Below are 14,941 nucleotides of genomic sequence, written 5' to 3'. Positions count from 1 at the left end.
TCTGAAATTGGTTGACCACATTTATCGAGGCTGCGAGTATGCGGCACATTCTCAGCCTGAGGAGGAGACGAGATGATCCCCCACGCAAGACCACCCCGCCCAAGCCGGAGGCGCGCTCCATGAAGTCCGCAATCGACAGCCTGTTGCGCTGGGTCATCATCGCGATCTTCACGGTGCTGGTCGCCTGTGTCACCTGGCAGGTGCTGAGCCGCTACGTGCTCGGCACGCCGAGCACTCTGACCGACGAGATCGCGCGCTTTCTCTTCATGTGGCTGGCGCTGATCGGCGGCGCCTATACCTTTGGCGCCCGCCGCCACCTGGCCATCGACCTGCTGACCAGCACGCTCAGCGGCCGCCGCAAGCTGGCCTCCGAGGCGGCGATCCTGCTGGTGGTGGCAAGCTTCGCCGCCGTGGTGATGATCTGGGGCGGCTATTCGCTGGTGTCGCGGACCCTGGCCTCTGGCCAGGTCACCCCGGCGCTGCGCATCTCGATGGGCTGGATCTACGGCGCCATCCCTTTCGCCGGGGCGGTGATTCTCTACTACTGCGCCCTGTTTTTTGCCGAGGTCGCCCGCGGGCGGATGCCTGTGGTCGAGTCCGACTCCGACCTGCCGATCGAATGAGGAAATAGATATGAGCTACGCGATCTGGGTCCTCTTCGGCTCCTTCGTCATCTTCATGGCCATGGGCGTGCCCATTGCCTTTGCCATCGGCTCCGCGGCGACGCTGACCTTCCTGCTGTTCATGGGGGTCGAGCAATCGGTCTTTATTGTCGCCCAGCAGATGGCCTCGGGGCTCGACAGCTTCACGCTGCTGGCCATCCCCTTCTTCATCCTCGCCGGCAACATCATGAACCATGGCGGCATCGCCATGCGGCTGATCAATTTCGCCAAGGTGCTGGCCGGCCGGCTGCCCGGCGCGCTGGCGCATTGCAACGTGCTGGCCAACATGATGTTCGGCTCGATTTCCGGCTCTGCCGTGGCCTCGGCGGCGGCGGTCGGCGGGGTGATGGCGCCGCTGCAAGACCGCGAAGGCTATGACCGCAGCTTCTCGGCAGCGGTCAATATCGCCTCCTGCCCGACCGGCCTGTTGATCCCGCCCTCGGCGACGCTGATCGTCTATTCGCTGATCACCGGCGGCACCTCGATCGCGGCGCTGTTTGTCGCCGGCTACCTGCCCGGCCTGCTGATGGGCCTCGGCATCATGATCGTCGCCGGCATCATCGCCAAGCGGCGCGGCTACCCGGTCTCGCCCCGCCCCTCGCTGAACGAATTCTGGGTGGCAGCGCGCGACGCGGTGCTGCCGCTTGGGCTGATCGTCGTCATCATGGGCGGCATCATCTCGGGCGTCTTCACCGCAACCGAGGCCTCGGCCGCGGCGGTGATCTATGCGCTGGTGCTGGCGCTGGTCTGGTATCGCGAGATTTCGCTGCGCGACCTGCCGCGCATCATCATCGAGAGCGCCGTCACCACCTCGGTGGTGCTGCTGATGATCGGCGCTTCGATCGCGATGAGCCGGGCCATGGCCTTTGGCATGATCCCCAACACTATCTCCGATGTGCTGCTCAATCTGTCCGACAACCCGCTGATGATCCTGCTGGCGATCAACATCACCCTGCTGCTGATCGGCACCTTCATGGACATGACACCGGCGCTTCTGATCTTTACGCCGATCTTCCTGCCGGTGGTGGGCGATCTGGGCATGGATCCGGTGCATTTCGGCATCGTCATGACCTTCAACCTCTGCATCGGCATCTGCACCCCGCCGGTCGGATCGGCGCTGTTTGTCGGCTGTTCGGTCGGCGGCACCTCGATCGCCAAGGTGATCAAACCGCTGCTGCCGCTCTATGCGGTGCTTGTCTCGCTGCTGCTCGTGGTCACCTATGTCCCCGAGATCAGCCTCTTCCTGCCCCGCCTGCTTCTGGGATACGGCCTATGAAAACGCTTCGCGACTGGACCCTTCACACCCGCCACGCCGCCGGGGCCGATCTTTTGGTCGAGGGCCGGCACCTGCTGTCGATCCGGGTGCTGGAGCATGACCTGATCCGGGTGTCGCTGAAGAAGGACGGCACCTGGCGGCTCGACCGGACCTGGTGCGTCGCGCCGGGGGGCGAGATGCCCTGGCAGGGGCGCAGCCGCGACGAGCTCACGGGTTTTGCCTGCCCCGCGGCAAAGATCACCGACGGCGAGACGCTGGTGATCGAGACCGATGTGCTGCGCCTCACGGTCTCGCAGCCGCTGCACCTGGCCTGGGCGGCACGGATCGACGGTGAATGGGTGCCCTTTGTCGAGGAACGCCCCACCGGCGGCACCCTACTCGACACCCGCGATCACCGGCACGAACATTTCCTGCGGCGCTATCCCGAGGACCGGGTTTATGGCCTTGGCGAAAAGACCGGCGATCTGGAACGCAGCGGCCGCCGTTTCGAGATGCGCAATCTCGATGCCATGGGCTATGACGCCGAAAAGACCGATCCGCTCTACAAGCATGTGCCCTTTACGCTGACCCAGACCGAGCGCGCCGGGGCCTGGTCGATCTTTTACGACAACCTGGCCTCCTGCTGGTTCGACATCGGCAACGAGCTCGACAATTACCACCTGCCGTATCGCGCCTACCGGGCCGAGGATGGCGATCTCGATTACTATGTCCGCTGGGCGCCGCAACTGCTCGATCTGGTCAAGGGCCAGACCCGGCTGACCGGCGGCACCGCCTTTCCACCGCGCTGGACGCTGGGCTATTCCGGCTCGACCATGAGCTATACCGACGCGCCCGACGCGCAGGCGCAGCTCGAGGGTTTTCTCGCCCATATTGCCGAGCACGACATTCCCTGCGACAGCTTCCAGATGTCCTCGGGCTACACCTCGATTGGCCCGAAACGCTATGTCTTCAACTGGAATCATGACAAGGTGCCCGACATCGCCGGCATGACCACGCGCTTTGCCGAGGCCGGTGTACACCTGATCGCCAATATCAAGCCCTGCCTGTTGCAGGACCACCCGCGTTATGACGAGGTGGCCGGGGCCGGGCTCTTCATCCGCGACAGCGAGGACCACGACAAACCCGAACGCTCGATCTTCTGGGACGACGAAGGCGCGCACCTCGATTTCACCAACCCGGATGCGGTGGCGTGGTGGCAGGAGGGCGTGACGACGCAACTGCTCGATCATGGCATCGGCTCGACCTGGAACGACAACAACGAATACGAGATCTGGGATCACCACGCCCGCTGCGCCGGCTTTGGCGATCCGGTCGATGTCGGGCTGATCCGGCCGCTGATGCCGATCCTGATGAGCCGCGCCTCGGAAGAGGCGCAGCGCAGACATGCGCCGGGCAAGCGGCCCTACCTGATCTCGCGCTCCGGCGCGCCGGGGCTCCAACGCCATGCCCAGACCTGGTCGGGCGACAATCGCACCGACTGGAAGACCATCCGTTTCAATACCCGCACCGGTCTCGGGATGAGCCTCTCGGGGTTCTACAACATCGGCCATGACGTCGGCGGCTTTTCCGGCCCCAAGCCCGGACCCGAACTCTTTGTCCGCTGGGTGCAGAACGGCATCTTCCATCCGCGCTTCACCATCCATTCCTGGAACGACGACGGCACCGTCAACGAGCCCTGGATGTACCCCGAGGTGCTGCCGCAGATTCGGGCGGCCCTGGCGCTGCGCTACCGGCTGCTGCCTTATCTCTACACCTGCCTGTGGCAAGCGGCGGACGCCGATGAACCGATGCTGCGGCCGCTGTTCCTCGATTTCCCGGAGGATCCGGCCTGCTGGCAGGAGCGTGACGAATTCATGCTCGGCCGCGATCTGCTGGTCGCCAATGTGATGGACGCGGGCGCCGAGACGCGGGTGGTGCAGCTCCCCCGGAACGCCACCGGCTGGTGGGATTTCCACAGCGGCGCCTATCACGCCCCCGGCACCCGGCTCGAGCTGCCGGTCGACCTGGGCAGCATGCCGCTGTTTGTCCGCGCCGGTGCGGTGTTGCCGGTCTCTGCGGGCGCGATGCGCGCCGATCCCTCCGCCGATCAGGCGCGCGACTTGCTGCTGTTCCCCGCCCCGGGCGAGGCCAGCGAGGTATCGCTGTTTTACGAGGACGATGGCATCAGCGAAGCCCCCGAACACAGCCTGCTGAGATTCACCCTTGCGAGCACCGACAGTCATGTCACCCTCGACTGGCAGCAGGCGGGCAGCGCCGCGCCGATCCTGCCGAGCGCGCGGGTGATCCTGCCCGCCGGCGAAACCCGTGGCTTGCGTGCCGGGGGCCGGGACATCGCATCGCATGACGAGGTAGAGCTATGACCGATCTGGAGATCACCCACGAGGCGCCCGCATATGACCGCGCGGCGCTGAAACCGCGCATCCTGCATCTCGGCTTCGGCGCCTTTGGCCGGGCGCATCCGATGTGGGTGCTCGACCGGGGGCTCGACGCCACGGGCGGCGATTGGGGCGTGGTGGCCGCGCGGCTGCATTCGGGGGCCGAGGCGCTCTCGGCGCTGGACCGGGCCGAGGGCCGCTATCATGTCGCCGCCGCCGATGGCGAAAGCGCCCGGGTGCGCAGGATCGGCTGCGTGATCGCCAGCCTGCATCCGCGCCGCGACGGGCCGGAGGCGCTGCTCGATCTGATCGCCTCGGGCGGGCTCGAGGTGGTGCTGCTGACGGTGACCGAAAAGGGCTATTGCCAGGCCGGCGGCCGGCTGGACACCAGCCGCGACGACATCAAGGCCGACCTTTCCGGGGATAGCGCACCCAGCACCGCCATCGGTGTCCTGGCCGAGGGGCTGCGTCGCCGCCGCACCGGCGGCGCCGGGCCAATCACCCTGGTCTCTTGCGACAACATGCCGGGCAATGGCGATATCCTGCGCCAGGTGGTGCTGGACTACGCCGCAGAGATCGACGCCGAACTGCCCGGTTGGATCGAGGCCAATGCCGCCTTCCCGAACTCCATGGTCGACCGCATCACCCCGGCGCTGGATGACGCGGGTCGGGCGCTGATCGAACAGGCGGCGGGCGGCGAGGACGCCAACGGCATCGTCACCGAGCCGTTCCTGCAATGGGTGCTCGAGGATCATTTCGCCGGCGCCCGCCCGCCCTTTGCCGAAGGCGGGGCCGAGCTGGTGGAGGATGTCACGCCCTACGAGGAAATGAAGCTGCGCATGCTGAATGGCGCGCATAGTTTCCTCGCCCACGCCGGGCGGCTGGCGGGCCATGAGACCGTGGCAGAGGCCACCGCCGACGCGGTGCTGCGACAGGCGGCGCTGAAACTGATGCTCGACGAACAGGCCGCGACGCTCGACATGCCCGAGGGCGTCGATCTGCCCGGCTATGCCGAGGCGCTGATCGCGCGGTTCGCCAACACGCGGCTGCGCCACCGGCTCGACCAGATCGCCCAGGACACCAGCCAGAAGATGCCGCAGCGGCTGTTCGCACCGGCCAGCCGGAACGCCGCCGCCGGGCGGCCCTGGCCGCTCACCGCGCTGGCGATCGCCAGCTGGATCGCCGCGCTGCGCGATCTGCCCCCGGTGGCCGACCCGCGCCAGGACGCCCTGCGCGCCGCTGCTGCCGGCGCCGATCCGGTCGCTGACGTGCTCGGCCTCGATGGGCCGACCGACCTGTCGGAAACATTGACCCCCGCCGTGCAAACTGCGTTTGACGCCATCACCAGCCAGGGCATCATCGGCGCCCTGAAGGAGGCCCTGTGACCCGTTTCCTGAACGACGATTTCTTGCTCGACACCGCCGAGGCGCGGCACCTGTTCCACGAGGTGGCCCGCGACCTGCCGATCATCGACTACCACAACCACCTGCCCCCGGCCGAGATCGCCAAGGACCAGCGCTGGGACGAGCTTGGCACGCTCTGGCTTGGCCATGATCACTACAAATGGCGGCTGATGCGCTGGGCCGGGGTCGAGGAACGGCTGATCACCGGCGACGCCGACCCCCGCGACAAGTTCAATGCCTTCGCCCGTGTCATGCCCAAGCTGGTCGCCAACCCGGTGCACCATTGGTCGCATCTCGAGCTCTGGCGCTACTTCGGGCTCGACGGCACCGTGCTGAGCACCGAGACGGCCGACCGGGTCTGGGACGCCACCAAGGAGCGGCTGGCAGAGCCGGGCTACGGCGCGCGGGGGCTGCTCAGCCAGATGAAGGTCGAACTGGTGGGCACCACCGACGATCCGCTCGACAGTCTCGAACATCACGCCGCGCTCAAGGACGCGCCCTGGCGCGTGGTGCCGACCTTCCGCCCCGATCCTGCGATGAAGATCGACGCGCCGGGCTTTGCCGCCTGGATCGCACGGCTGGAAGAGATGACCCACCCGATTGCCAGCTTCGACGACCTGATCGGCGCGCTGGAAAAACGGCTCGATCATTTCGTGGCGCATGGCTGCCGCGCCGCCGACCACGGCATCGACCGGCTCGACGCCGGGCCGGAGGTGCCGGCGGCGGTGCTTGACGCGGCGCTGGATGCCGGGCGCACCGGGCGCGCGGTCTCGGGTGAGGATGCCGCCGCCTGGCGGGCGGCGCTGCTGGTGGCGCTTGGCCGGGCCTATGCCAAGCGCGATCTGGTGATGCAGTTGCATGTCAACGCCCTGCGCTCCAACCGCACCCGTCTGCGCGAGAGCCTTGGCCCCGACGTCGGCGCCGACAGCCCGCGCGACATCAGCCTGGCCGAACCGCTCAACACCCTGCTCGACCGGCTCGACCGCGACGGCACGCTGCCGCGCTCCGTGCTCTACGGGCTCGACACCACCCGCAATGCCGCCATTGTCACCACTGCCGGCAACTTCCAGGACGGTTCGATCCCCGGCAAGATCCAGGCCGGCACCGCCTGGTGGTTCAACGACCAGCTCGATGGCATGGAGGACCAGATGCGCACCCTGGCGCAGATGGGGCTGATTTCGACCTTCCTCGGGATGCTGACCGACAGCCGCTCGTTCCTGTCCTTCCCGCGTCACGAATATTTCCGCCGGCTGTTCTGCCGCATCGTCGGCCGCTGGCAGGTCGAGGGCCATGTGCCCGATGATCAGGACGCGATGGACGAATTGGTGCGCGATGTCTGCTATCGCAACGCCCGCGACTGGTTTCTCTAGAAGACTGCGGGTGGCGGCCTATTGCAACAGGTCGGTCGCCACCTCCACATCCTCGAAGCGCAGCACCTCGATATCGCGCAGGTGAACCACACCCTCGCTATGCCAAGCCCGCAGGAGCGGCCCCTGACGGTCGAAACCATAGCTGCCATAGGCCCCCGGCAGCTCGGCCACGTCGCGCCCGGGCCCGCCATGCAGGAAATCGCCCCGCCCGGCGCTTACCAGCACGTCATCCCCGGCCCGCCCGATCAGCACATCCTCTTCGCTGGTGCCCTCCAGCCGGTCGGCCGCCTCGGTGCCCCGCCGCGTCACGCCCTGCAAGAAGGTGCCCGGCGCGCGTTGTTCCCACCAGCCGGGGGCGGTCTGGTTGAAGGCCATCAGCGCATCCCAGCGCGGGGTGCTGTCGTCGAGGTGGCGCAGGTTGCCCCAGCTGCCGAATTTCGACGGCTTGCCGATATCGACAAAGGCATTGAACAGCGTGCCGCCGACATCGCGCCAGGCGACGAGCAGATCGGCATAGAGCGCACCCATCTCGGGCGAATAGTTGAGCCGGTGGAAATAGGCGGTCAGGGTCTCATCCTCCTGCCAGGGGCCGTGACCGAGGATATGGGTGCCGCCCTCGTACATCACCAGCCGCATGTCCTGTTCTGCCGCGACCCGGGCGTGATAGGGCCAGAGCTCCTCGGTCAGCTCTTTCAGCGATCCGGCGCGCAGCCGGTCGATCACCGGCGCAATGGTGCCCTCGAACTGCCGCGCCCGCGCATATTCGCGCAGGGCAACCCGGCGCAGCCCTTCGGCCTCGCCCGCCGCGCGCGCCCGCGCCGCGGCATCGTCGAGCAGCGCCCTGATCTCGTGGCCCTCCTCCTCGCTGCCGATCATATGGCCGAAATAGCCCGAGACCGCATAGGCCTGAAACCGCCCGGCCGGGGCGGCATTGCCCTCCGCCTGCCAGAGCGGCGCGGCAAGCTGCGGCACCTCGAGTCCCGGCCAGCCGGTGTGCACCCCGATCACGTTGACCAGCCGCGCGGCAGCTTCGGCGCCGAAAACCCCGGTCCAGATATCCGCCACCTGCGCCGCCCGCATCCCGGCAAACTGCATCCAGCCATCGTCGCCGGCCGCTTCGCCCCAGCGGGCGCGGGCCTGTTCGTCGGCCCAGGCCGCCTGGGGAAAGTACCGGTTCCAGAGCTCGTTGGAATATTCGACATGGGCCTTGAGCCGTGGATCGAGCCCGCCGCGCACCGCCGTGGCATAGGCCCGGAGATAGCCGTCATCGGCCATATGCGGCATGGTGAACCAGGGATCGGCGCCCACCAGATTGGCCAGCGCCACCAGACGTTCGACCGGCACGCCGCGATGGAAATAGGAATAATCGCCAATCCGCGCACGGTCCTGCCAGGCCACCTTGGGCGAGCCGTTGGTGAACATCCAGTCCATGAAGCGCAGGGCGCGGAGATCCTTGATGCGGTCGATGAAATCCGGGTTGAACACCACTCCGGCCTCATCCAGCGGCAGATGCGCCTCGCGGATCACGCGGATGTTGCGGATGTAGTCGCCGGTGCCGTTCGGATCGGTCGATCTGATCTGGACCGCCACGGTCCCCTCCCCCGGTTCATAAAGAAACCAGAGCGCGCGCGCCTCCTTCTGCTGCACCCGGGCGCGCCCGACGACGGTGACTTCGCCGCTGCCCTCCCATGTCACCCGGTAGCGGCCTTTCAGCGAGACCGCCTCGGGCGGCATATCGGTCAGCAGAAAGGCCTCGACCCGGTCGACACCCGCCGGCATCCGGGTCAGCCAGCCATGCGCATCCAACGCCCCCTGCGCCGCCATATCCTCGGCCGAGACACCGCCCCATTGCCCCGGCAGATGCCCGACCCAGTGCCGCGCGGTCTTCATCACGTCGATGAAGGGCTGTTGTGTGGACCAGTCGGCAATGCCGTTCAGCCCCACGGCCATCGACGGGTTGGCCAGTCCGACACCGGTCGAGGCCGGGGCGAACTGCGGCTGCGGCGCCACTTGCGCCGTGGCCGGCACGTCCTGCGGCGGGGCATCGAGGGCAGCGGCCCGGCGCGGCGCGGCAAATCCCTGCATTTCCTGCCAGATGTAATCCGCCGCGGCGCCATAGCTCTCTGCCAGCACCGGATGCACGTCCTCGGGCAGCTCGAGGACCGGCGGCGGCGCGTTGTAGAGCGCGGCATAGGTGATCATGGCGGCGATCAGATAGGTTGCCGGCGTGCCATGCGGGGCGTTGTCAGTATAGAGATCGGTCGGGCGCAGCTCCTGCAACGGGCCCTCGGTCAAGAGACCGGTCAGGATCGGCCCGACCGGGATCAGCCGCACATCGAGCGCGGGCAGTGCCGCGGCCACGGCGGCGTGATAATCGAGATACCAGTCGTGGTAATCGCCGGTGGTAAAGGCCTGATAGCGGCGATAGGCGCGCCGGGTGGGCGGGAAACGCTCCATCTCGGCCCATCCTTCATAAAGAAAGACCGTCGGCGACAACCCCTGATCGACCACCCAGGCGGCAAGCGCCACAGTGCCGCTGACCGGGCTGCGGCCGTCGCTGTGATCGCCGTCATACGGCTCTGACGGGCCCTTGTACTGGATAAAGTTCTCGGGATTTATCAACAGGGTATCAATCCGCGCATCGCCAAATGCGCGGCCGGGCTCATAGCTGGGCGTGACCCCCGGAAACCCCCATTCCGGCAGCGGCGGCAGCTTGTCGGGGAATTGCCCGCCAAAGGCATATTGCCCACTGAGCGCCAGCTCGCGCCCCGCTGCCCCGGCCATCCGCGCCAGCCACCAGGGCACGGCGGTGCCCTCCGATGCGGTGGGATGATTGATCAGCGAATTGCCCCAGACATAGGCCCTGACCGAGCGCTCCTCCTGCGCTGGAGCCGCGCCGGCAAATCCGAGCCCCAGACACAGGGCCATCCAGACCGTTCTCAACATGAAACATACCTCCGAATCCCGTCCCACCATTCTTGTGAATGTTATGGCGAGAATTTGACAGGCTGTCTCACGATTGCGCGGGCCGGCTCAGACCGAGACATGCTCCAGCAGCACTTCGCGCTCGGCGCTGGCGCGGTCCCGCTCGAGCACCACCTCGCCGCGTTTCAGCACCACGAAATGATCGCCGAGACCATAGGCGAAGTCAAAGAACTGCTCGACCAGCACAATCGCCATCTCGCCCTTGCCGCGCAGGTATTTGATCACCTCGCCGATTTGCTGGATGATGTTGGGCTGGATGCCCTCGGTCGGTTCGTCGAGCAAGAGCAGCTTGGGCTTGGTGATCAGCGCGCGGGCAATCGCCAGCTGCTGCTGCTGACCCCCCGAGAGATCGCCGCCCCGGCGGGCGCGCATCTGCTTGAGCACCGGGAAAAGCTCGAAGATCTCGTCGGGCACAAAATGCTCGGAGCGGGGCAGGCAGGCATACCCGGTTTCGAGGTTCTCCATCACCGTCATCAGCGGAAAGATGTCGCGGCCCTGCGGCACATACCCCACGCCTTTCTGCGCCAGCACATGCGCCGGCGCCGGCGGGATCACCTCGCCGTCGATCGACAGGTCGCCGCCGGCGCGGGGATGGCTGCCGGAGATCGCCTTGAGCAGGCTGGTCTTGCCGACGCCATTGGTGCCCATGACACAGGTCACCTCGCCGGCCCGCGCCTGCATCGAGATGCCGTGCAGGATCTGGCTGTGGCCGTATTTCAACGTCAGGTCGCGGGTTTCCAGCATCGGCTTACCGTCCGAGATAGACATCGATGACCTCCTTGTTGTTGGTCACGTGGTCGAGCGAACCTTCGGCCAGCACCGAGCCTTCGTTCAGCACCGTAACCTTGCAGTTCAGGCGGCGGACAAATTCCATGTCGTGCTCGACCACCACCACCGCGTGTTTCCGGGCCGCCTCGACCAGCATCGTCGTGGTCTTTTCGCGTTCCGCCGGGGTCATCCCCGCCGCCGGTTCATCCACCAGAAGCAGGCGCGGATCCTGCGCCAGCAGCATGCCGATCTCGAGCCATTGCTTCTGGCCGTGGCTGAGCTCGCCCGAGAGCCGGGTCAGCTCCTCGGTCAGCCCGATCAGCTCGGCGATCTCCTCGATCCGTTCGGCGCCGCGTTTCGATTTGCGATAGAACAGCACGTCGAAGGGGCCACGCTTGTTGGCCAGCGCCATGGCGAGGTTCTCGCGCACGGTCTGAGCCTCAAACACCGTGGGTTTCTGGAACTTGCGCCCCACCCCGGCCCGCGCGATCTGGCTTTCGCTCATCTTCAGAAGCGAGACGGACTTTTCGCCGAAGAGCACGCGGCCCTCGTCCGGCCGGGTCTTGCCGGTGATGATGTCCATGAAGGTGGTCTTGCCGGCACCGTTCGGGCCGATGATGGCGCGCAGCTCCGGCTCGCCGATCTGGAAGCTCAGGTTGTTGATCGCCTTGAAGCCGTCGAAGCTGACCGAGACCCCTGACATTTCGAGCAGCGTTGTCATGGCTTGCCCTCCTCCTTGCGTCGTGCGCCGCCGTCGGGTCCGTAATCGCCCACACGGTCGGGGATCGGATGGCGGATGGTGATGTAATCGAAGAGGCCGCCGATGCCCTTGGGGAAGAACAGGGTGACGGCGACGAACGACAGGCCCAGCAACACCAGCCACCAGTCGGTCCACTGGATGGTGTAGAAGCCCAGCGGAATGGCCGGCGCGCCGCCGCCGGTGAACCAGCTCGACAGCAGCGAGACGAAGGCGGCGCCGATCACCGCGCCGTATAGCCGGCCGCGGCCGCCGATCGCCACCCAGACCGCGAGGTAGATCGAGGCGATGGGCGCGATCTCGGCCGGGTTGATGATGCCGGCCTGCGGGTAATACAGCGCGCCGGCAATGCCCGCGACAATGGCGGTCAGGGTAAAGACAAAGAGCTTGTAGCTCTCGACATGGTAGCCGAGAAAGCGGACCCGCGCCTCGTTGTCGCGGATCGCGCGGATCACGCTGCCCATCTTGCCGTCGACCACGACGGCAAAGAGCAGGTAGCCCAGCCCCAGCGCCAGCGCCGAGCCCCAGAAGAAGGCCATCGAGATCATCGCCTGCGGCGTGTCCTCGAAGCCGGGGATGTTTTGCAGGCCGGAGAGGCCGTTGTTGCCCCTGAGCCCGGTGTCGTTCTGAAAGAGGTAGAGCGACAGCGCCAGGGTCATCGCCTGGGTCAGGATCGACAGGTAGACGCCGGTGACGCGGCTGCGGAAGGCGAGCCAGCCGAAGACCAGCGCCAGGAGGCCGGGGACGAGGATGACGGCGATGAGTTGCAGCGGCAGGGAATGCGCGAAACTCCACAGGCCCGGCAGTTCCGAGGCGCCGACCACGCCGAAGATCTGGCCGGCGATAGCGTCGGAAATCTCCTGGGGCGTCGGCGGCAGGGCGCCGGCTTGCAGGCTTTCGAGCACGATGCCCTCGGTGCGGGCATACATCAGCCACATGCCGATGGCATAGCCGCCGATGCCGAAGAAGGCGAAATGGCCAAGCGAGAGGATGCCGCAATAGCCCCAGACCACGTCCATGGCGATGGCGATGAGCGCGAGACAGAGGGTCTTGCCCAGGGTCTTGACGAAGCTGGTGGAGACAAAGCCCACGCCGGTGGCCTCGCTGAGCGCGGTGACCCCGAGGGTGAAAAGCGCCAATGCGGCGAGGAACCACATCACCGACGGGTTGCGGAAGAGGAAGGATCGGGTCATTGGGCTGCGCCTTTCATGTTGCGCCGCCTCTGGCGTCGCCGGGGGCGGGGGCTCTGCCCCCGTCCGCTTGCAGCGGACTCCCCCGCGGTATTTTCGGCAAGAGGAAGGACTGGATGGGTCATGGTCAGTCTCCTGCGGCGCGGCCCTTGAGGGCGACGATGCCCTTGGGACGGAACTGGATGAAGAGGATGATGAAGAGGATCATGTAGGTCTGGGCGGCGAGCGTGTTCGACGGGTTGAAGAACTCGATGCCCTTTTGCAGGAAGCCGATCAGCGTGGCGCCGGCGAGCGTGCCCCAGACATTGCCGACGCCGCCCACGACCACGGTCATGAAGCTCTGCACGATGTAATCGGCGCCCATTTCCGAGGTGACCTTGGCGTAAAGGCCGATGGCGACGCCGGCGATGCCGGCGATGCCCGAGCCGAGGCCGAAGGTCAGCATGTTGATCCGGTCGGGATTGATGCCCATCGACGACGCCATGCGCGGGTTCTGCGTCACGGCGCGCACTTCCAGCCCGAGGCGGGTCTTCTTGAGGATGAAGAGCAGCAGACCGAGGAACAGCAGCGCCAGCACGAAGATCGCGATGCGGATATAGGCGATCTGCACCACGTCGTTGAGCACCCAGGCGCCATCGAGCCAGCCCGGCGAGGTCAGCGGGCGGGCCTGGGTGCCGAAGATGTTCTTGGCCAGCTGTTGCAGGGCGATAGAGATGCCGAAGGTGGCGAGCAGCGTCTCGAGCGGGCGGTGGTAGAGCCAGCGGATCACCAGCCGCTCCATCGCGACGCCGGCGGCGAAGGTGACGGCGAAGGCCAGCGGCAGGGCGACCACCAGCGACAGGGTGTAATCGGGCACGAAGAGCTGGACCACATAGCCGGTATAGGCGCCCATCATGATGAATTCGCCATGCGCCATGTTGATCACCCCCATGACGCCGAAGGTGATGGCGAGGCCGATGGCGGCGAGGAAGTAGATCGAGGCCAGCGACACCGCGTCCATTGTCAGATCGATGGTCTGGCCGACGCCGACGCGGGTGCGCACGGCGGCCAGCGTGTCCTCGGCGGCCCCGGTGATCGCCGGGTCGGTCTCTTCGTAGCTGTCGAAGAAGACATGCGCCGCGAGGGCGGCGTCGATGTCCGCTTCGGTGACCTGTTGCGGCACCGTGCCTTCGGCGGCCAGAGCGGCATAGGCCCTGGCGCGGGCCTCGGCAGTGCCGAGCTGGCCGAGCGGGATGCCGCCGACCCGGCCTCCGGTGATGTTGGCTTCGAGCGCGGCGCGGACCGCGCCGGCATCAACCAGCGGCGGGGCGAGATCGGCATCGACCAGGGCGGCATAGGCGGTGTCGCGGTCGATGCCCTCGCCCGGGGTCAGCACGCGGGCGATATTGCTGTCGCCGGGCAGGGATTGCGCCGCGGCGAAACGCGTGGCGAGGATCTGGTTGAGCACCGCGCGGCCTTCGACGCTCAGGTCGTCGGACAGGGCGCGGATGGCCGTGATCCGGGCTTCGGAAGTGTCGCCGAAACGGGCGGTGAGATAGGTGGCGAGCCGCGCCTTGCGGCTGCGCAGGCCGGCGTCGGTCTCGCCCTCGATCGAGGCGGTCAGCGCGGCGAGCTGCGAGGGATCGGGATTGCGCGAGATCGCGTCGAGCGCGTCGCGGCGGCGGGTGATGTCGGGATCGGAGAGCTGGAACTGCACCAATGCCGCGCCGATCTCGCGCCGGACACCGCCGTTGGGCTTGATGTTCTTCAGGCCGTCGCCGTCCACCTCGGCCAGGACGTCACCGCTGTCGATGTCGGTCAGGGCATAGGCGTCACCGGTTTCCTCGGCATAGAAGAACACCCCATCCGCCTCGCGCTGAAAGACCTCCTTTTCGGCGTAGCGGTTCAGGAAGACCGGCACCTGCGGCAGGCCGGAGGCCGTGAGCGCATCGAGCACCGTGCCAATGGTTCGGCGCGACGGTTTGGCGACAAGTGGCGCATGCTCTTGCAGGATCGCTTGCAGGGCGGCGTCGGTGGTGGACGATTGTGAGGAGTTCGGGGCCTGGTCCTGCGCCGCTGCCATCAGGGGCAGGCACAGCAGGGTCAGGCACGCGAAAAGAACGCGGTGCATATTCAGGGGCCTGTTCTGTCGAGGAGAGCGGGGGCGCGGCACGAT

General features: G+C 66.8%; 10 protein-coding genes. 5 read left to right on the top strand and 5 right to left on the bottom strand.

The genetic code is table 11. The features are described 5' to 3' along the window. Positions 1-119 precede the first annotated feature (119 nt). From PVW49_RS16085 to uxaC, 5 genes are read left to right on the top strand one after another with little or no spacing between them, the layout of a single operon-like run. Entirely contained in the window at positions 120-623 is a 504-nt protein-coding gene (locus PVW49_RS16085) for a TRAP transporter small permease (RefSeq protein WP_048528952.1), read from the top strand. 10 nt (positions 624-633) lie between these two features. Next, positions 634-1,938 (top strand): TRAP transporter large permease, encoded by a 1,305-nt coding sequence (locus PVW49_RS16080; RefSeq protein ID WP_170850537.1) that lies wholly within the window; start codon positions 634-636, stop codon positions 1,936-1,938. Then, positions 1,935-4,298, top strand: a complete 2,364-nt coding sequence (locus tag PVW49_RS16075) for a TIM-barrel domain-containing protein (protein ID WP_274591035.1) — start codon at positions 1,935-1,937, stop codon at positions 4,296-4,298. Before PVW49_RS16080 ends, PVW49_RS16075 begins: the two co-directional genes overlap by 4 nt. After that, a complete protein-coding gene (locus PVW49_RS16070) occupies positions 4,295-5,698 on the top strand; it encodes a mannitol dehydrogenase family protein (RefSeq protein WP_274591034.1) in 1,404 nt (467 codons plus the stop codon). Before PVW49_RS16075 ends, PVW49_RS16070 begins: the two co-directional genes overlap by 4 nt. Next, positions 5,695-7,086 (top strand): glucuronate isomerase, encoded by a 1,392-nt coding sequence (gene uxaC / locus PVW49_RS16065; RefSeq protein WP_274591033.1) that lies wholly within the window; start codon positions 5,695-5,697, stop codon positions 7,084-7,086. The genes PVW49_RS16070 and uxaC overlap by 4 nt, the downstream gene beginning before the upstream one ends. Positions 7,087-7,104: 18 nt before the next feature. Here the strand turns inward: uxaC and PVW49_RS16060 are convergent, their stop codons facing one another. The 5 genes from PVW49_RS16060 to urtB all read right to left on the bottom strand — a co-directional run bounded on the left by PVW49_RS16060 (position 7,105) and on the right by urtB (position 14,896). Then, the gene (locus tag PVW49_RS16060) at positions 7,105-10,032 is read right to left on the bottom strand and encodes a calcium-binding protein (protein ID WP_274562086.1); all 2,928 of its coding nucleotides are present in this window, start codon (positions 10,030-10,032) and stop codon (positions 7,105-7,107) included. 87 nt (positions 10,033-10,119) lie between these two features. Then, positions 10,120-10,815 carry an urea ABC transporter ATP-binding subunit UrtE gene (urtE, locus tag PVW49_RS16055; protein WP_274562192.1) on the bottom strand — a complete coding sequence of 232 codons (696 nt, stop codon included), beginning with the start codon at positions 10,813-10,815 and terminating at the stop codon, positions 10,120-10,122. A gap of 4 nt (positions 10,816-10,819) precedes the next feature. Then, positions 10,820-11,560: an urea ABC transporter ATP-binding protein UrtD gene (urtD, locus tag PVW49_RS16050; RefSeq protein WP_048528944.1), complete on the bottom strand. Its 741-nt coding sequence runs from the start codon at positions 11,558-11,560 to the stop codon at positions 10,820-10,822. Continuing rightward, positions 11,557-12,789: an urea ABC transporter permease subunit UrtC gene (gene urtC, locus PVW49_RS16045; protein ID WP_074836574.1), complete on the bottom strand. Its 1,233-nt coding sequence runs from the start codon at positions 12,787-12,789 to the stop codon at positions 11,557-11,559. The genes urtD and urtC overlap by 4 nt, the downstream gene beginning before the upstream one ends. Positions 12,790-12,913: 124 nt before the next feature. Next, positions 12,914-14,896, bottom strand: a complete 1,983-nt coding sequence (gene urtB, locus PVW49_RS16040) for an urea ABC transporter permease subunit UrtB (RefSeq protein WP_274591032.1) — start codon at positions 14,894-14,896, stop codon at positions 12,914-12,916. Positions 14,897-14,941: the final 45 nt, after the last annotated feature.

The sequence above is a fragment of the Marinovum sp. PR37 genome (assembly GCF_028807375.1).
GTDB classification, from domain to species: domain Bacteria; phylum Pseudomonadota; class Alphaproteobacteria; order Rhodobacterales; family Rhodobacteraceae; genus Marinovum; species Marinovum algicola.
The sequence above is the reverse complement of the archived record's forward strand: the minus strand, read 5'-3'. Positions and strand labels throughout refer to the sequence as shown.